This window comes from Inquilinus sp. 2KB_23 (assembly GCF_052115705.1).
GTDB classification, from domain to species: Bacteria; Pseudomonadota; Alphaproteobacteria; order DSM-16000; family Inquilinaceae; genus Inquilinus; species Inquilinus ginsengisoli_A.
In genome coordinates this window covers 444,698-461,207 of sequence record NZ_JBFRHF010000001.1, presented here as the reverse complement: position 1 = coordinate 461,207, position 16,510 = coordinate 444,698, and the positions used below count along the sequence as shown (strand labels likewise).

17 protein-coding genes are annotated in these 16,510 nt (G+C 70.3%); 8 read left to right on the top strand and 9 right to left on the bottom strand.

Annotation, left to right across the window (positions count from 1 at the left end; all coding sequences use genetic code 11):
• Positions 1-29 precede the first annotated feature (29 nt).
• From AB4112_RS02020 to AB4112_RS02010, 3 genes are all read left to right on the top strand, one after another.
• Positions 30-1,289: an ABC transporter substrate-binding protein gene (locus AB4112_RS02020; RefSeq protein WP_441716859.1), complete on the top strand. Its 1,260-nt coding sequence runs from the start codon at positions 30-32 to the stop codon at positions 1,287-1,289.
• Positions 1,290-1,677: 388 nt separating this feature from the next.
• Complete coding sequence (locus AB4112_RS02015; RefSeq protein WP_309800503.1) at positions 1,678-2,595, top strand: carbohydrate ABC transporter permease; 918 nt, start codon at positions 1,678-1,680, stop codon at positions 2,593-2,595.
• 8 nt (positions 2,596-2,603) lie between these two features.
• Complete coding sequence (locus AB4112_RS02010; RefSeq protein WP_309800502.1) at positions 2,604-3,437, top strand: carbohydrate ABC transporter permease; 834 nt, start codon at positions 2,604-2,606, stop codon at positions 3,435-3,437.
• 20 nt (positions 3,438-3,457) lie between these two features.
• Here the strand turns inward: AB4112_RS02010 and AB4112_RS02005 are convergent, their stop codons facing one another.
• The 5 genes from AB4112_RS02005 to tauA form a co-directional block, all read right to left on the bottom strand.
• Positions 3,458-4,261, bottom strand: a complete 804-nt coding sequence (locus tag AB4112_RS02005; RefSeq protein WP_441716856.1) for a GNAT family N-acetyltransferase — start codon at positions 4,259-4,261, stop codon at positions 3,458-3,460.
• 111 nt (positions 4,262-4,372) lie between these two features.
• A complete protein-coding gene (gene tauD, locus AB4112_RS02000; RefSeq protein WP_441716854.1) occupies positions 4,373-5,221 on the bottom strand; it encodes a taurine dioxygenase in 849 nt (282 codons plus the stop codon).
• Positions 5,222-5,249: 28 nt separating this feature from the next.
• Positions 5,250-6,080 (bottom strand): taurine ABC transporter permease TauC, encoded by an 831-nt coding sequence (gene tauC, locus AB4112_RS01995; protein WP_441716913.1) that lies wholly within the window; start codon positions 6,078-6,080, stop codon positions 5,250-5,252.
• Between the two features lie 12 nt (positions 6,081-6,092).
• Positions 6,093-6,872 (bottom strand): taurine ABC transporter ATP-binding subunit, encoded by a 780-nt coding sequence (gene tauB, locus AB4112_RS01990; protein ID WP_309800498.1) that lies wholly within the window; start codon positions 6,870-6,872, stop codon positions 6,093-6,095.
• A gap of 24 nt (positions 6,873-6,896) precedes the next feature.
• Complete coding sequence (gene tauA, locus AB4112_RS01985; protein WP_441716852.1) at positions 6,897-7,901, bottom strand: taurine ABC transporter substrate-binding protein; 1,005 nt, start codon at positions 7,899-7,901, stop codon at positions 6,897-6,899.
• A 431-nt stretch (positions 7,902-8,332) separates the two neighbouring features.
• On the opposite strand from tauA, the gene AB4112_RS01980 reads away from it, so the two are divergent.
• Together AB4112_RS01980 and AB4112_RS01975 are read left to right on the top strand one after the other, a co-directional pair.
• Positions 8,333-9,049, top strand: a complete 717-nt coding sequence (locus AB4112_RS01980) for a M48 family metallopeptidase (protein WP_441716850.1) — start codon at positions 8,333-8,335, stop codon at positions 9,047-9,049.
• On the top strand, positions 9,042-10,292 hold the full coding sequence (locus AB4112_RS01975; RefSeq protein WP_441716848.1) for a multidrug effflux MFS transporter: 1,251 nt from the start codon (positions 9,042-9,044) through the stop codon (positions 10,290-10,292). The genes AB4112_RS01980 and AB4112_RS01975 overlap by 8 nt, the downstream gene beginning before the upstream one ends.
• Here the strand turns inward: AB4112_RS01975 and AB4112_RS01970 are convergent.
• Positions 10,255-10,551, bottom strand: a complete 297-nt coding sequence (locus tag AB4112_RS01970) for a YciI family protein (RefSeq protein WP_309800490.1) — start codon at positions 10,549-10,551, stop codon at positions 10,255-10,257. The genes AB4112_RS01975 and AB4112_RS01970 overlap by 38 nt on opposite strands.
• Positions 10,552-10,655: 104 nt before the next feature.
• On the opposite strand from AB4112_RS01970, the gene AB4112_RS01965 reads away from it, so the two are divergent.
• Both AB4112_RS01965 and AB4112_RS01960 read left to right on the top strand, forming a co-directional pair.
• Positions 10,656-11,432: an SDR family NAD(P)-dependent oxidoreductase gene (locus AB4112_RS01965; protein WP_309800488.1), complete on the top strand. Its 777-nt coding sequence runs from the start codon at positions 10,656-10,658 to the stop codon at positions 11,430-11,432.
• Positions 11,429-11,866, top strand: coding sequence for a metallopeptidase family protein (locus AB4112_RS01960; protein ID WP_309800486.1), 438 nt, complete (start codon positions 11,429-11,431; stop codon positions 11,864-11,866). The genes AB4112_RS01965 and AB4112_RS01960 overlap by 4 nt, the downstream gene beginning before the upstream one ends.
• An 87-nt stretch (positions 11,867-11,953) precedes the next feature.
• Here AB4112_RS01960 and AB4112_RS01955 read toward each other — a convergent pair whose 3' ends face one another.
• Together AB4112_RS01955 and AB4112_RS01950 are read right to left on the bottom strand one after the other, a co-directional pair.
• On the bottom strand, positions 11,954-13,069 hold the full coding sequence (locus AB4112_RS01955) for an AI-2E family transporter (RefSeq protein ID WP_309800485.1): 1,116 nt from the start codon (positions 13,067-13,069) through the stop codon (positions 11,954-11,956).
• A 39-nt stretch (positions 13,070-13,108) separates the two neighbouring features.
• A complete protein-coding gene (locus AB4112_RS01950; RefSeq protein WP_441716845.1) occupies positions 13,109-13,687 on the bottom strand; it encodes a uracil-DNA glycosylase family protein in 579 nt (192 codons plus the stop codon).
• Positions 13,688-13,867: 180 nt separating this feature from the next.
• Here AB4112_RS01950 and AB4112_RS01945 point away from each other — a divergent pair, with 180 nt between their 5' ends.
• Entirely contained in the window at positions 13,868-14,464 is a 597-nt protein-coding gene (locus AB4112_RS01945; RefSeq protein WP_441716843.1) for a TetR/AcrR family transcriptional regulator, read from the top strand.
• Between the two features lie 20 nt (positions 14,465-14,484).
• Here AB4112_RS01945 and AB4112_RS01940 read toward each other — a convergent pair whose 3' ends face one another.
• Positions 14,485-16,452, bottom strand: coding sequence for a PhoX family protein (locus tag AB4112_RS01940; protein WP_441716842.1), 1,968 nt, complete (start codon positions 16,450-16,452; stop codon positions 14,485-14,487).
• Positions 16,453-16,510 lie beyond the last annotated feature (58 nt).

Below are 16,510 nucleotides of genomic sequence, written 5' to 3'. Positions count from 1 at the left end.
CGGCGGGAGCAGGGAGGACGAAGAGAGACATGAACAGACTTCTGTCGGGCCTCGCGGCCCTCGCCATGGCCGGGCTGGTCTCCGGCGCCGCCATGGCCGACGTCACGGTCAAATGGCTGCACATCGAGAACACGCCGGAGACCGTGGCCTGGATGCAGGGCGTCGCCAAGGCCTATGAGGCGGCGCATCCCGGCGTGACCATCCAGATGCAGTATCTCGAGAACGAGGCCTACAAGGCCAAGCTGCCGACCACGCTGCAGTCGCCCGACCGGCCGAACATCATCTACAGCTGGGGCGGCGGCGTGCTGCGCGACCAGGTCAAGGCCGGGGTCATCACGGACCTGACCGACGCGATGAAGGGCGAATGGGCCGACCGCTTCGGCCCGGCGGCGCTCGACGCCTTCACCATCGACGGCCATGTCTGGGGCGTGCCGGTGCTCGCCTCCCAGGTCGGCTTCTGGTTCAACAAGCCGCTCCTGGCCAAGGCCGGGGTCAAGGCCGAGGACATCAAGACCTGGGACGACCTCCTGGCCGCGGTGAAGACGATCAAGGCCGCCGGCATCGTGCCGCTGGCGACCGGCGGCGCCGACAAATGGCCGATCCATTTCTACTGGACCCACCTGGCGATCCGGCTCGGCGGCAAGGCGGCGTTCCAGTCGGCCTACAACCAGTCGGGCGACGGCTTCGACGGCCCGGTCTTCGTCAAGGCCGGCGAGCATCTGAAGGAACTGGCGGCGCTGGAGCCGTTCGAGCCCGGCTATCTCGGCCTGACCAACCCGCAGGCCTCCGGCTATTTCGGCGACGGCAACGCCGCCATGCACCTGATGGGCAACTGGGACTACAACACCAGCAAGAAGAACAGCGCCAGCGGCAAGGGCCTGGCCGACGCCGATCTCGGCTGGTTCCCGTTCCCGACGGTTGCGGGCGGCACGGGCGAGCCGACCGACGTGCTGGGCGGGGTCAATGGCTGGCTGGTGACCAAGGGGTCGCCGCCGGAGGCGGTCGATTTCCTGAAGTTCCTGACCACGCAGGAGAACCAGGCCAAGGCGGCGGAACTCGGCCTCTACATCCCGGTGGTCAAGGGCACGGCGGAGAAGCTCAAGAACCCGTTCTTCCGCCAGATGGCCGAGAACATCGCCAAAGCAGGCTATTTCCAGGTGTTCTACGACCAGATGCTGGGCGCCAATGTCGGCCGCGTGGTCAACGACGTCTCGGCCGACCTGGCCTCCGGCGCCACCGACCCCGCCGACGCCGCTTCCCAGGTGCAGGACGCCTGGGCGATGCATTGAGAGCCCATTTGGAAACGCGCAGGCGCGGCCGTCTGATGGCGGTTTTTCCGCTTCCGGTGCTCACGGACGACCATGTCCGCTGCGCGCCGGTTCTCAAAACCACCACCAGCCGACTCACGCCAACACGTTTCCAAACGGTCTTCGAGAGGGAAGGGGAGTTGGAGATGTCCCATTCCCGAGACGATCGGCTTCCTTCCTTGTCCCCCCTCCCCTTGCGGGWGGGGGCTAGGGGGAGGGGTCTGCGCGCGTCTGCGCGCGAATGCGTCGGGCCGCACCTCGGTGCCTTGGCCTGTCGCCGGCTCGGAGCGGAGGGAACCCCCTCCCCCTACCCCCCWCCCGCAAGGGGAGGGGGGACTCAAAGCGAGCCGGCCTTCGCGGGTGCGCCCCGATGACCGCCGTCGCCCTGTCGCACGACCATGCCGCCGCCCGGCGCCGCCGCACCGCCCTGCGGTCGCGGGTGGCGCCGATCGTGCTGATGCTGGTGCCGGCGCTGGCCGTGTTCACCATCTTCGTCATCCTGCCGATGGGCGAGGCCGGCTTCTACAGCCTGTTCAAATGGAACGGCTACGGCAGCCCGGAGGATTTCGTCGGGCTGAAGAACTTCGGGCTCCTGCTGCAGAACCGCACCTTCTGGTCGGCGCTGACCAACACCGGGCTGATCATCGCGGTGTCGCTGGCGATCCAGCTGCCCCTGGCCCTGGCGATGGCGCTGCTGCTGGCCGAGAAGCTGCGCGGCCGGGTGGCGTTCCGCATGGTATTCTTCCTGCCCTACATTCTGGCCGAGGTGGCGACCGGGCTGATCTGGAAATTCCTGTATGACGGCCAATACGGCGCCGTCGCCCTGATCTGGGGCTGGTTCGGGGCCCAGGCGCCCTTCGTCCTGGCCGACCGCGGCTGGGCGATGGCGGCGGTGCTGCTGCTGGTGGTGTGGAAGTATTTCGGCTTCCACATGATGCTCTACATCGCAGGCCTGCAGAACATCCCGCACGAGATCATCGACGCCGCCCGGATCGACGGCGCCTCGCGCTGGCAGATCGTGCGCCGGATCAAGATCCCGATGCTGTTCCCGACGATCCGACTGTCGGTGTTCTTCTCGGTGGTCGGCGCGCTGCAGCTGTTCGACATGGTGATGGCGCTGACCCGCGGCGGCCCGTCCAACGCCACCCATTCGCTGGTCACCTATCTCTTCAGCTTCGGCATCATGCGGATGGAGGTCGGCTTCGGCAGCGCCGTCGGCGTGGTGCTGTTCCTGATCTGCGTCACCTTCTCGATCGTCTACCGCCGCACCCTGATGCGGGGGGATTAGGACCGCCCATGGCCGCGCGCACGTTTCGCCCCTCCACCCTGCCGCAATACCTGGTGCTGCTCGCCGTCGCCGGGATGGTGCTGGTGCCGCTGGTCGCCACCGCGCTCGGCGGCTTCAAGACGCTGGGCGAGCTCAGGGTCAACCCGGTCGGGCTGCCAGGTAGCTGGGACGGCGGCGTCTACTGGGAGATCCTGAGTTCGCCGCTGTTGTGGCGCATGCTGTTCAACTCGCTGGTCATCGCCGTGCTCACCGTCGGCCTGACCCTGATCGCCGGGTCGATGGCGGCCTTCGTCTTCGCCCATGTCGTGTTCTTCGGCAGCCGCATGCTGCTCAGCTACTTGCTGCTGGGGCTGATGTTCCCGGCGGCAACGGCGATGCTGCCGCTGTTCATTCGGGTCCGCGACCTCGGCCTACTCGACACCTATTGGGGCGTGGTGCTGCCGCAGGTCGCCTTCGGCCTGGGCATGGCGATCCTGATGCTGCGCGGCTTCTTCCGCCAGCTGCCGCACGAGCTGTGGGAGGCGGCGCGGGTCGATGGCTGCGGCTACTTCCAGTTCTACCTGCGCGTGACCCTGCCGCTGTCGCGCCCGATCCTGGCCACGGTCGCGGTGTTCGCCCTGGTCGCCAGCTGGAACAACTACATGCTGCCGCTGATCATGTTCAACGCGCCGGAGATGTATCCCTGGCCACTGGGGATCATGAACTACCAGGGCGAATTCTCGACCGAATGGAACAAGATCCTGGCCTTCGTCACCCTGACCCTGGCGCCGGCGATCGCCTTCTTCCTGCTGGCCCAGCGCCACATCGTCGCCGGCCTGGCCGGCGGCGCGGTCAAGGGGTAGGGCCGGCCTCCGTCCCTGGCTCACGTTGCCGGCATGTAGGTCAGGAAGCTGGCGGCGCGGCGATAGCCGACGCGGCCATAGACCGGGGCGCCGGCGTCGGTGGCGTGCAGGACCGTCCGGGTCAGCCCCGTTGCCTTGTGCCCGGCCTGCAGCGCCCGCCGCACCACTGCCTCGCCATAGCCCTTGCGCTGGGCATCCGGCCGGGTGGCGACCAGCGCAAGATACAGGCGGCCGCCATGCGCCACCGCCGAGGCGGCGGAGACGGCGCGGTCGCCCTCATAGCCGAGATAGGAATGGGCCGTCTTGGTCCACAGCGTCGACCCGGCCAGCCCGGCCCGGCCCCATTCCAGCGGGAAGCCATAGCCCTCGCAGTTGATGTCGGCATAGGCCTCGAGCGCGGTCGCGTCGGTCACGCGTTCGATCCGCAGCCCGGGATGGGGCGGCGCCTCCAGCGGCAGGATGTTGCCGACCATGCCGGTGATCGGCATGGCGAAGTCCAGCCCGGCCTGCACCAGGGCCTCCGGCAGGCCCTCTTTGGCCGCGCCGCTCAGGAACTCGTCGCAGACATAGATCAGCCCCGACTGGCGCTTGCCCCGGACATAGGCCGCCGCCTCGACCAGGCGGGCCCGCAGCAGCCTGGCATCCGCCAGCTGCTCGGTCAGGAACACCGCGTTCCAGAACGGGAAGGGGCTGTCGGCCCAGCTGACCGACAGGCCCGGCCGGTTGGTCAGGTCGACGCCCGGCCGGTCGGCCACCAGCGCCTTCCAGACCGAGGCGTATTGCTCCACGGATTCGACGGTTTCGGCGTCTGTCGTTTTTGGCATGCTGGGCTCCCGAGATTTCGCCGCGATGGACGGCGTCTCGTGAGCCTGGGAATCCCGTACTACGCTGCGATGTCAGGTCCGGCGATGATGGGTTACGCCAGTAACAGCTGGCTATACGGGCCGGTCGCCCAGGATGGTGGCGCGGTGCATCACCCGCCGGTTCGGCAGGTAGTCGGCCAGGGCGTAGTGCTGGGTGCAGCGGTTGTCCCAGAAGGCGACGTCGCCCGGCTTCCAGCGCCAGCGCACGGTGAATTCCGGCTTGGCGACATGGTCGAACAGGAAGCGCAGCACCGCGTCGCTCTCCTTGGCCGAGAAGCCGGTGATGCGGGTGGTGAAGCCCTCGTTGACGAACAGCCCCTTGCGGCCGGTCACCGGATGGGTGCGCACCACTGGGTGGGTGACCGGCGGGTTCTTGTCGCGCGCCGCCTGCCAGCGCTCGCGCTCCTCCGGCGCGGTGAAGCGCTCGGGCGGGAAGGACCGCGCGAAATCATGCAGCGCGGTCAGCCCGGTCAGGAAGCCCTGCCAGGCCGGGGCCAGCGCGTCGAAGGCGGCGACGCTGCTGGACCAGCTGGTGTCGCCGCCCGACGGCGGCAGCTGCTGCGCCGCCAGCACCGCGCCCATCGGCGGGGTCTCGATGAAGGTGACGTCGGTGTGCCAGTTGTCGTTGTCCGGCTGGTTGTCCGGATGGGTGTCGAGGATGATGATCTCCGGCACCTCCGCCACATGCGGATAGACCGGGTGGACGTGCAGGGCGCCGAAGCGGGCGGCGAAGTCGCGATGCGACGCCGGGGTCAGGTCCTGGTCCTCGAAGAACAGCACATGGTGCTGCAGCAGGGCGCGGTTGATGGCGGCGACATGGGCCTCACCCTGGGGCTGGGCCAGGTCGACGCCGCGGACCACGGCGCCGATGGTCGGGTTCAGCGGCTGGACGGAAAGGATGGTCGACAGGCTGTCGGGCATGGCGGACCTCCCGGTTCGCGAGGGTGTGTCAGACGCGCCCGTGCCAGGGCGTCAGGCGACGCTGCAGCAGGCGCAGGGCGTATTCCAGCACGAAGGCGACGACGGCGATCACCAGGATGCCCAGCACCACCACGTCGGTGACCAGGAACTGGGCCGCGCTCTGGATCATGAAGCCCAAGCCGCTGGTGGCCGCCACCAGCTCGGCCGCGACCAGGGTCGACCAGCCGACGCCCAGGCCGATGCGCACCCCGGTCAGGATCTCCGGCAGCGCATTGGGCAGGATGACGTGGTGCAGCAACTGGGCCCGGGTGGCACCCAGGGCGCGGGCGGCACGCAGCCGGTCGGGCGGCACCGCGCGCACCCCCGATGCGGTCGAGATCGCGATCGGGGCGAAGATGGCGAGGAAGATCACCAGGACCTTCGACGCCTCGCCGATGCCGCACCAGATGATGACCAGCGGCAGATAGGCCAAGGGCGGGATCGGCCGGTAGAACTCGATCAGCGGGTCCAGGATGCCGCGCGCCACCCGGCTGGTGCCGATGGCCAGGCCGACCGGCACCGCGATCACCAGGGCCAGGGCCAGGGCGGCGAAGACGCGGCCCAGGCTGGCCGCCAGGTGCTGGGCCAAAGTGGCGTCGGCGAAGCCGTTGGTGGTGACGGTGATCAGCTTGTGCAGCACCGCCTGCGGCGTCGGCAGGAACAGGGGCGGGACGAGGCCGAGATTGGAGACGATTCCCCACAGGAGCAGGAGGCCCACCACGGTGGCGAGGCTGATCAGCCGCGTCCCGCGGCCTCTTTTGTTGCTGGCCCGCGGGATCGTTCCCTCGCGAACCGGCTGGGACGTCGATGGCTGGAGCACGAAATCAGTCAATCAGGCCGCCTCGCGCTCGAAGATCTCATCCATCACCCGCTCGCGCAGGGCGATGAAATCCGGGTCGGACTTGATCCGGCGGGCCGGCTCGCCGGCACAGTAGCGGCGGCCGAAATCGAGTTTCAGCTCGTCGATGATGCGACCGGGCCGCGGCGACATCACGATCAGCCGGGTCGCCAGGAACAGCGCTTCCTCGATGCTGTGGGTGATCAGGAACAGGCTCTTGCCGGTGCGGTGCCACAAATCCAGCAGCAGCTCCTGCATCCGTTCCCGCGTCAGGGCGTCGAGCGCGCCCAGCGGTTCGTCCAGCAGCAGCACCTGCGGATCCGCCGCCAGCGCCCGGGCCAGGCCGACGCGCTGGCGCATGCCGCCCGACAGCTCCCACAGCCGCTGCCGTTCGAAGCCTTCCAGCCCGACCAGCCTCAGGATGCGCCGGGCCCGGTCGTCGCGCTCGGCCGGGGCAATCCCGCGCAGCCGCAGCGCAAAGCCGACATTGCCCAGCACGTCAAGCCAGGGGAACAGGGCGTCGTCCTGAAAGACGACGCCCCGCTCCACCCCAGGTCCGGTCACACGAACGCCGCCGAGTGTGACCGTCCCTGCCTCGGGGGCCAGGAAGCCCGCCATCAGGTTCAGCAGTGTGGTCTTGCCGCATCCCGACTGGCCGAGGGCGACGACGAATTCGCCCGGCTCGATCGCGAGGGAGATCCGGTCCAGCGCACGGATGTCGCCATCCGCCGCGGGATAGGTCACCGAAACGGCATTCACTGCCAGAACCGACATGGCGGGCCTCTCTGCGCCCTGTGTTCAGTTCGTCGTCGCAGCCGCGGCGACGAAACGGGCATCGACATAGGGCGCGTAGTCGGTCAACGCCTGGTCGATTTTACCCTGTTCCTGCAGAAACGTCGCGGTGGCCGTGATCGCCTTGGCCGTGCCGCCACCCAGGAGGTTGGGGCCGGCCTGCTCGGCCGCCACCGGGAAGACGCTGCCCTCCAACAGGGCCGGGATCTCCTCCGGCTTCGCCCCGGTCAGCCGCGCGATCTTGGCGACCTCGTCCGAATTCGCGGTCCACGCCTTGGGGTTGGCGCGGTAGGCCGCGTATTCCTTCAGCGTGACGTCGGCGAAGGCCTGCACGACCTCGGGATGCGCGTCGATCAGGTCGTTGCGGGCGATCCAGGCGTCGAAGGTCGGGGCGCCCCAGCCGGCCACCTCGGTCGAGGTGACCAGGACCTTGCCGTTTTCCTTCAGCTTGCCCAGCGCCGGATCCCAGACATAGGCGGCGTCGATGTCGCCGCGCTGCCAGGCCGCGGCGATCTCCGGCGGGCGCAGGTTCAGGATCTTGACCGACGCCGGGTCGATGCCCCAGTGCTTCAGCGCCGCCAGCAGGCTGTAATGGGTGGTCGAGACGAAGGGCACGGCGATGGTCTTGCCGGCCAAGTCCGCCGGCTTGTCGATGCCGGCGCCGTTGCGCACCACCAGCGCCTCGGCGGCGCCGATCTCGGATGCGATCAGGATGGTGCGGATCGGCAGCTGCTGGCTGGCGGCCGCGGCCAGCGGGCTGGACCCGACATAGCCGATCTGGACCGAGCCCGAGGCGATGGCGGCGATGACGTCGGCGCCGCTGTCGAATTTGCGCCAGGCGATGGTGCGGCCGGTGGCCTTCTCATAGAGGCCGTCGACCTGGGCCACCTTCGACGGTTCGACCGTGGTCTGGTAGGCGATGGTCAGCGGCTCGTCGGCACGGGCGTAGCCGCTGATGACGATGGTGGCGGCACCGGCCAGAAGGGACCATCGCAGGATCTGGATCAGCATGGGAAATGTCCTGGGGCGAGGCGGAAGGCGCACGCTCGGGCCGGTCGCGCAATGCGCGGTTCAGACGGCCGGGGCGCCGGGATGGGAAAGGTGGAAGTCCGGGTCAGGCCGCGCTGCGACAGCGGGGCCGACGGGCGCACCGGGCGACGGGCCGGCTGCCGGGATCGCAGGACAGAGACATGGACGTCGACTCCTCGAGACCACGAACCCGGTGGTGTCGCTTAGCGTTTGATGACGCGGCGCAAGCTGCACGGAAACTTGCCGCGGACGGTCCCCAAGACGGGCTCGACAGGACAGAGGTTTTCACAGCTGAGCAGATCAAGTCAATAAGATTAACATCAACACGCGCTGTTGGTGAATTTAAGAACATAATAAATTAGTATTTACCCGTCCCGATTCCCCTTTCCCGCCGGTACGGCTATGGTCCGGCCATGCCGAAATCCCTCCGCCCTCCGGCGCCGCTCGCCCTGCTCGCCGTCTCCGGCCTCGACCGCCCGGTGGCGCTGCGCCGCAATGCGCGGGCGCGGCGGCTGTCGCTGCGGCTCGACGCGGCGCTGGGCGAGGTGGTGGTGGTCGCACCGCTGCGGGTGTCGACCCAGCTGATCACCGATTTCGTCACCCGCCATGTCGACTGGGTGCGCCACCGCCGCGCCGCCATGCCGGTCCGCACCCCGTTCCTGCCGGGCACCGAGATCCCGATCCTCGGCACCCCGCATCGGATCATCCATGATCCGGCGGCCGGCCGCTCAGCCCGAGTCGTGAACGGTGAGCTGCGGGTCGGCGGCCCGGCCGAACATGTCGGCCCGCGCGTGCTGGCCTGGCTGAAGGCGGAGGCGCGGCGCCAACTGCTGGCCCGCAGCCGGGCGACGGCGCTGCAGCTGGGCGTCAACGTCACCGCCGTGACCGTGCGCGACACCCGCAGCCGCTGGGGCAGCTGCGCCTCCAGCGGCCGCATCAGCTATTCCTGGCGCCTGCTGCTGGCACCCGAGCCGGTGCTCGACTACGTCGTGGCGCATGAGGTCGCGCATCTCGTCGAGATGAACCATTCGGCCCGGTTCTGGGCGGTGGTCGACCGGCTGCACCCCGACTCCGACCGCTGCCGCGCCTGGCTGAAGGCCAAGGGGCAGGACCTGCACCTCTATGGGTGAGCAGGCCGCGGAGAACCGCATCCGGCCGGCCGGGGGCGCCCAGCCCTCGGCCGCCATCGCCGTGGTGCTGACGCTCTTGACCGGCTTCGGGCCGATGTCGACCGACCTGTATTTGCCGTCGCTGCCGGCGCTGGTCACCGCCTTCGGCAGCGATATCGCCACGGTGCAGCTGACGCTCAGCGTCTTCCTGGTCGGCTTCGCCGCGGCGCAGCTCATCTACGGCCCGCTGTCCGACCGCATCGGCCGGCGGCCGGCGATCCTGGCGGGCATCACCATCTTCACCGGCGCCAGCATCGCCTGCGCGCTGGCGACCTCGATCGAGATGCTGATCCTGTGCCGCTTCCTGCAGGCGCTCGGCGCCTGCMGCGGCCCGGTGCTGGGCCGCGCCGTGGTGCGCGACCTGTACGGTCCCGGGCGGTCGGCCCGGATCCTGGCCTACATGTCGATGGCGATGGCGCTGGCGCCGGCGATCGGGCCGATGATCGGCGGCGTGCTGCAGCAGGCCTTCGGCTGGCCGGCGACGTTCTGGCTGCTGGTCGGCTTCGGCGCCGTGATGCTGGTCTCGGTGCTGGCCCTGCTGGGCGAAAGCAACCGCCACCGCGACCCGCTGGCCACCAGCCCGGCCCGGCTGGTGCGCAACTACGGTGCCCTGCTGCGCCACCGCCGCTATGTCGGCTATGTCCTGATCGTCGCCTGCAGCTACAGCGCGATCTTCACCTTTATCTCTGGCTCGTCCTTCGTGCTGTCCGGCATGCTCGGCCTGTCGCCGCCGGTCTACGGCGCTTGCTTCGGCATCGTCTGCGTCGGCTACATCTGCGGCACCTTCGGCGCCGGCCGGCTGACGCTGCGCCTCGGCATCGACCGCATGATCGCGGCCGGGACGCTGGTGATGCTGGCCGGCGCCGCGCTGATGACCGGCCTGGCCGCCGCCGGGGTGTTCACCGTCTGGGCGGTGGTCGGGCCGTTCTTCCTGGTCATGGCCGGCATCGGCCTGACCTTCCCCAACGCCATCGCCGGGGCGATCGGGCCGTTCCCGACCATGGCCGGCACCGCCTCGGCGCTGATGGGCTTCATCCAGATGACGCTGGCGGCGCTGGTCGGCATCGCCATCGGCCAAGCCACCAGCCCGGCGACCGGCGGCCTGCCGATGGCGCTGGCGGTGCTGCTGACGTCGCTGGGCGCCCTGGCGGCGTTCCGGCTGCTGGTCAGGCCTTCGAGCGGACGGCCAGCCGGAACGGCCTGATGTCGATCTCCCGCCATACCCCGCCGGTGACATAGGGATCGGCGGCGATGATGGCGTCGAGAGCGGCCCGGTCCGGCACCTCGTAGATGATGCTGGAGCCGATCATCCGGCCGTCGTCGTCCAGGATCGCGCCGCCGACGACGACCACGCCCTCCTCCGTGTACCGGCGGGCGCCGGCCATATGGGCCTCGCGCACCGCCAGCCGCCGGGCCGGCGCCTCGGCGTCGCTGCCGTCCTTCGCGGTCACCAGGAACTGCATGGCTCTCCTCCCATGTCGAGCCCGCGAGTATAGCGGCGTTCGGCCCGGTCGCAACCGGACCGGCGATCTGCTAGGCAGGGACAGCAATTCGGGTGGAGGATTCCATGAAGGTCGAAGGTCTGGCGGCGGTGGTCACCGGGGCGGGGTCGGGCATGGGGGCGGAGACCGCCCGCGCCCTGGCCGCGGCGGGCGCGAAGGTGGCGCTGCTCGACCTCAACCGCGACGCGGCGGCGGCGGTGGCGGCCGAGATCGGCGGCCTCGCCATCGGCTGCGATGTCGGCGACGGCGAATCGGTCGCGGCGGCGCTGGACCAGGCCCGCGCGGCGCACGGCACGGCGCGGATCGCGGTGGCCTGCGCCGGCATCGCCCCGGGCGCCCGGCTGCTGGGCCGCGACGGGCCGCACGACCCGGCGCTGTTCGAAAAGGTGATCCGGGTCAACCTGCTCGGCACCTTCCACCTGCTGCGCCTGTCGGCGGCGGCGATGGCGGCGGAGGAGCCGCTGCCGGAGGCGGCCAGCGCCTCGGGCGAGCGCGGCCTGATCATCGCCACCGCCTCGGTCGCGGCCTATGAGGGCCAGGTCGGCCAGGTCGCCTATTCCGCCTCCAAGGGCGGGGTGGTCGGGCTGACCCTGCCGGCGGCGCGCGAGCTGGCCAAGAGCGGCATCCGGGTGATGACCGTGGCGCCGGGGCTGATCGGCACCCCGATGATCGCGGCCATGCCGCAGCAGGTGCAGGACAGCCTGGTCGCCACCACCCTGTTCCCGCATCGCCTGGGCCGGCCGGACGAGTTCGCCCAGCTGGTGCTGCACATCGCCGCCAACGAGATGCTGAACGGGTCGGTCATCCGCCTCGACGGCGCCGTCCGCCTGGCGCCGCGATGAGCCCGGCCGACGACGATATCCCGGCCTTCGGCGCCCCGCCGTCGATCGAGGACCTGATCGTGCTGGCGGAGGAGGGCTTCGAGCGGGTCCCGGCGCGGCTGCGCGCCATGGTCCGCGGCGTCGCCATCCAGGTCGTCGACTTCCCGGACGATGACACGCTGGACGAGATGGAGATCGAAAGCCCGTACGACCTGCTCGGCCTCTACACCGGCACGCCGTTCGGGCAGAAGACCCTGGCGGTGGCGACGCGGCCGGACATGATCTTCCTCTACCGCCGCCCGATCCTCGACTATTGGTGCGACACCGGCGAGGACCTCGGCCATGTCGTCCGCCACGTGCTGATCCACGAGATCGGCCACCATTTCGGCTTCTCCGACGCCGACATGGAGGCGCTGGAGCAGGAAGCGGACGAGGGCGAGGCCGAGGAGCGATAGGACGTAGGTTGGGTTCACGTCGGCGAACCCAACATCGCCGAGCCGGAGCCAGTGTGGGTTCGCAAGAGCGAACCCAACCTACACGGCTCACCCCTCCAAGAGGTGTCCCAGCGCGCGTAGCGGCCGCAGGCGGTCGCAGATGATCTTGGTGATGGCCAGCATCGGCACCGCCAGGATGGCGCCGGGCACGCCCCACATCCAGTACCAGAAGATCAGGGCCAGGATCACCGCCACCGGGTTGATGGTGAAGCGCCGGGCCAGCACCATCGGCGTGAACCATTCGCCCTCGGCGACATGGATGGCGAGGTACAGCGCCGCCGGCAGCACCGCCAGCCAGGCCGGCCCTTCGGCGATCAGCCCGACCGCCAGGAACAGCAGCACGCCGAACAGCGGCCCCAGGATCGGCACGAAGTTCAGGCAGAAGGCGACGACGCCCCACAGCACCGGCGCCGGCACGCCGCAGGCCCACAACACCAGCGCGGTGGCGGCGCCGACCAGGGCGTTGATCACGGTCACGGTCAGCAGATAGGCCGACAGGTCGCGCTCGATCTGCTGCGAGATCGACACCGCCTCCCGCTTTTCCAGGAAGTTCGGCAGGATCTCGACGAAGCGGCGCAGGAAGGTTTCGCCGAACACCAGAAGGTAGAACAGGATCAGCAGCGTCTCGAACAGATGCGAGGCGATGGTGCTGGTGCCGGCGAAGATCGTGCTGACGATGGCGGTCGGGTTCTCCAGCAGCGACCCGGCATTGCCGAACCGCACGCCCATCTGCTCCAGCCGCTGCTGCAGGTCGTGCAGCGGGTCGGCCAGGAAGGCGAATTTCGCCTGGATCGCCGGCCATTCGGTCGACAGGTTGCCGGCCCAGGTCGCGGCCGGGCTGGTCAGCAGCGTGCCGAGGCCGACGAAGATCAGCAGCAGCAGCAGGATGGCCGCCAGCGCGCCGATCGCCTTCGGCACCCGCACCCGCTCCAGCAGCCGGACCAGCGGCTGCAGCAGCAGCTTCAGCACCAGGGCCAGCACCACCGGCAGCACGATGTCGCGGGCGATCGACAGGCAGGCCAGCACCGCCAGCAGGCACAGGATGCCGAGGAAGACGGTCTTCGGGTCGTCCGGCAGCGGCATTTCCGGCAGGTGGCCGTTGCCATTGCCGTTGTGGTGCTCGGAGCCCTTGGGCTCGGACGGGGCGGCGAGGTCAATGCTCATCGGGCGATCCTGCGGCGAAACCGGCGGCGGCGATACTGGCTAGCCCGCCAGGGCCGCCGCGGCCCTAACCCGCAGCACCGGCAGAAGTTCGTCATCGAACCATGGGTGGCGCTTCAGCCAGCCGGTGTTGCGCCAGCTGGGATGCGGCAGCGGCAGGAATTCCGGCAGGTAATCGCGCCAGGCGGCCACGGTCCCGGTCATGGTCGGCTGCCGGCGGGCGCCGAGGTAGAAGGCCTGGGCCTGGGCGCCGATCAGCAGCGTCAGCCGGATGCCGGGCATCAGCGGCCGCAGCCGGGGATGCCAGGTCTCGGCGCAGATCTTCGGCGCCGGATAGTCGCCGCCCTTGGGATCGGTGCCCGGGAAGCACAGCCCCATCGACACCAGCGCCACCCGGCTGGCGTCGTAGAAGGTGGCGCCGTCGAAGCCCAGCCAGTGCCGCAGCCGGTCGCCGCTGGGGTCGGTCCAGGACCGGCCGCTGGCATGCACCCGCGCGCCCGGCGCCTGGCCGACCACCAGCAGCCGCGCGGTCGCGCTGGCATGCAGCACCGGGTGCGGCTCGTGCGGCAGCGTGCCGGCGCAGATCCGGCAGGCCCGCGCCGCCGCCAGCACCGCGTCCATGCCCTGCAATCCCGTTTCCATCATGGTTGCGGTCTACCCCGCCCGGCCGGCGGCGCCAAGCGGCTGCGGCGTCAGGTCCCGATCCCGCCGGCCGGCGGTGTCCGATAATGGCGTTGCCTTCCGAATGATGATCATCGTCTTTATAGGATCGGGGCGAGATTTGCCGGGGTGTGACAGCAGATGCGGCTGACCAGGGAGCAGGCGGCACGGAACCGCGAGGCGATCGTCGAGACGGCGGCACGGGTGTTCCGCGCCCGCGGCATCGACGGCGTCGGGCTGGCCGATCTGATGAAGGAGGCCGGCTTCACCCATGGCGGCTTCTACAACCATTTCGAATCGAAGGAGGCGCTGGCGGCCGAGGCGTGCGGTGCCGCCTTCGCCCGCTCGGTCGGCGGCCTGCGGGCGGTGCTTGAGGCGGCGGGGCCGGAGGCCGGGCGGCTTCTGGCCGATACCCTGCAGGGCTACCTGTCGCCGGCGCATCGCGACGCCGGCGACGGCGGCTGCCCCACCGCGGCGATGGTGGCGGATGCGGCGCGCCAGGGCGAACCGGTCCAGGCCGCCTTCGCCGACGGCATCGAGGGCTACCTGGCGCTGCTGGCCGGGACCTTCGCCGCCGGCAGCTCGGACGCGGCCGTCCGCGCCGCGGCGCGGGAGCGCGCCGTCGCCGTGCTCAGCGGCATCATCGGCGCCCTGGTCCTGTCGCGGGCGGTGGCCCGGGCAAACCCGGCGCTGTCGGACGAGATCCTGGCGGTCGGCCGGCGGCGCCTGTCCGACTGAGCGCGGGCCGCGGCTCCCTGTCAGGTGCCGATCGGTCCGCCATCGGCCTTGCGGATCACGATCACCGCCGGCCGCGGCGGCACGCCGTCACGGAAATCCGGCCAGCGCGTGGTCACCGCGTCCAGCGTTTCGGAATCCTCGCCGGGGTGCTGCACCGACAGGAACAGCGTCCGCCCGTCCGGAGTGAAGCAGGGGCCGCTGCATTCCGAACCGCGCGGCGGCGAATAGAACAGCTTCGGCAGGGCGCGGCCCGGCCCGTCGGTATCGAGGACGTAGAGCGCGTCGTTGAAGCCGGCATCCGGCGGCCCGTCGGTGCAGACATACATCCGGCCGTCCGGGTCGAAGGCGATGTTGTCGGGGTCGGTGAACCAGCCATCGGCCGAGGTGGCGGGGTGGTAGCGCGCCCGGGCCTCGGGCTTCGCCGGGTCGCCGCACAGGATGAAGATGTCCCAGCCATAGCGGGCGGCGGTGTGGTCGATCCTGCCGTCGGCGGCCGGGGGCGTCAGCTCCAGCAGATGGCCCTCGGGGTTCGGCGCCCGGGGGTTGGCGGCGTTCACCTGGTCCGGCGCGATGTCCTCGTTCTCGGTCAGGGCGACATAGATCCGGCCGGTGACCGGGTTGACCGAGAAGCCCTCCGGCGCATCCATTGGGGTCGCGCCGACCAGGTCGGCGGCGAGCCGCGTCTTGATCGCGAGATCGCCCGGGTTGGCGAAGCCGTTCTCGGCGGTCAGCTTGCCCTCGCCCTGCACCAGCGGCAGCCAGTCCAGGGTCAGGTCGGCATTGAACCGGGCGACATGCAGCGTGCCCTCGTCCAGCAGGTCGCGGTTGGCGGCGCGGTCCTGCGGGTTCCAGGGCCTGGCGCTGACGAATTTGTAGAGGTAGTCGAAGTCGTGGTCGTCGGCCATGTACACCACCACGCGGCCGTCGGGCGCCACGACGCAGCTGGCATTCTCATGGGTGAAGCGGCCCAGCGCGGTGCGCTTCACCGGCTGCGCCTCGGGGTCGTAGGGGTCGATCTCCACCACCCAGTCGAAGCGGTGCGCCTCGTTCGGCTCGCGCTCGTAATGGAACCGGTCGTGGAAGCGGCCCCAGCCATAGCCGTCCTCCTCCTTGTCGGCGCCGTAGCGGGCCAGCAGCGCCGCATGCTCGGTCTTGGCCGGGTCGCCGCCGAACCAGCCGTCGAACCCCTCCTCGCAGGACAGCACGGTGCCCCAGGGCGTCACCCCGCCATTGCAGTTGTCGAAGGTGCCCAGGACGGTGCGCCCCTCCGGATCGGCCGCGGTGCGCATCAGCGGATGGCCCGCGGCCGGGCCGGAAATCCGCATCGGCGTCGCCGGGCTGATGCGGCGGGCGTAGCGGCTGCCGGCCACCACCTGCCAGCCGGCGCCGTCGTCCTTCACCTCGATCACCGAGCAGCCGATCGCGGCCATGGTGACCGCGACCTGGGCCTCGGTCATCTTCGCCCCGGCATCGTCCTCGGTCAGGCCGGGCCACATCAGCTGCGGGTTGGGATACTCATGGTTGACGAACAGCAGCCCGTGGTCGGAGCGGCCGGAGCCGATCGGCAGCGGCAGGTAGACCAGCAGGTCGTTGTTGGTGCCGAACTGGCGCGCCGCCGCGGCCGCCGTCAGGTTGGCGGGGTCGAACTCCGGTGCGTCGGGCAGCACCTTGTCGCCCCAGCGGATCAGCACCTTGCGGTCGTAGCCGGCGGCGATGTGGTCGTGGTCGTCCATCACCCGCTTCAGCTCGGGGAAGCCGACGCTGGTTTCGGCCGCCGCGGCGCGCTCGCCGGGCAGGGACAGGGCCACCGCGGCGGCCGCGGACCCCAGCAGCAGGCCGCGGCGCGACAGGGTCGCCCGCACCAGGCCGGACAGGACCGGCGCCTCCACCGCGGCGGTCCGCCGGATGATCCGGCCCTTGTCGGTGGTGGCGTAGCGGTCGGCGGGCAGGCCGGCGAGCCGGCGCCGGGCGCGGAGGCGCTTGGTCATGGCGGGGAGATCCTGGCTGGAGGCGGACGCCGGATCCTCCACGGCGTCGGCGATGGCC

Coding starts and splice junctions, on each gene's coding strand:
- tauA (WP_441716852.1), bottom strand. CDS start 7,901: ATGCTGATCCAGATCCTGCGATGGTCCCTTCTGGCCGGTGCCGCCACC.
- AB4112_RS02005 (WP_441716856.1), bottom strand. CDS start 4,261: ATGCCAAAAACGACAGACGCCGAAACCGTCGAATCCGTGGAGCAATAC.
- AB4112_RS01980 (WP_441716850.1), top strand. CDS start 8,333: ATGCCGAAATCCCTCCGCCCTCCGGCGCCGCTCGCCCTGCTCGCCGTC.
- AB4112_RS01950 (WP_441716845.1), bottom strand. CDS start 13,687: ATGGACGCGGTGCTGGCGGCGGCGCGGGCCTGCCGGATCTGCGCCGGC.
- AB4112_RS02020 (WP_441716859.1), top strand. CDS start 30: ATGAACAGACTTCTGTCGGGCCTCGCGGCCCTCGCCATGGCCGGGCTG.
- AB4112_RS01970 (WP_309800490.1), bottom strand. CDS start 10,551: ATGCAGTTCCTGGTGACCGCGAAGGACGGCAGCGACGCCGAGGCGCCG.
- tauD (WP_441716854.1), bottom strand. CDS start 5,221: ATGCCCGACAGCCTGTCGACCATCCTTTCCGTCCAGCCGCTGAACCCG.
- AB4112_RS02010 (WP_309800502.1), top strand. CDS start 2,604: ATGGCCGCGCGCACGTTTCGCCCCTCCACCCTGCCGCAATACCTGGTG.
- AB4112_RS01940 (WP_441716842.1), bottom strand. CDS start 16,452: ATGACCAAGCGCCTCCGCGCCCGGCGCCGGCTCGCCGGCCTGCCCGCC.
- AB4112_RS01965 (WP_309800488.1), top strand. CDS start 10,656: ATGAAGGTCGAAGGTCTGGCGGCGGTGGTCACCGGGGCGGGGTCGGGC.
- AB4112_RS02015 (WP_309800503.1), top strand. CDS start 1,678: ATGACCGCCGTCGCCCTGTCGCACGACCATGCCGCCGCCCGGCGCCGC.
- tauB (WP_309800498.1), bottom strand. CDS start 6,872: ATGTCGGTTCTGGCAGTGAATGCCGTTTCGGTGACCTATCCCGCGGCG.
- AB4112_RS01955 (WP_309800485.1), bottom strand. CDS start 13,069: ATGAGCATTGACCTCGCCGCCCCGTCCGAGCCCAAGGGCTCCGAGCAC.
- AB4112_RS01960 (WP_309800486.1), top strand. CDS start 11,429: ATGAGCCCGGCCGACGACGATATCCCGGCCTTCGGCGCCCCGCCGTCG.
- AB4112_RS01945 (WP_441716843.1), top strand. CDS start 13,868: ATGCGGCTGACCAGGGAGCAGGCGGCACGGAACCGCGAGGCGATCGTC.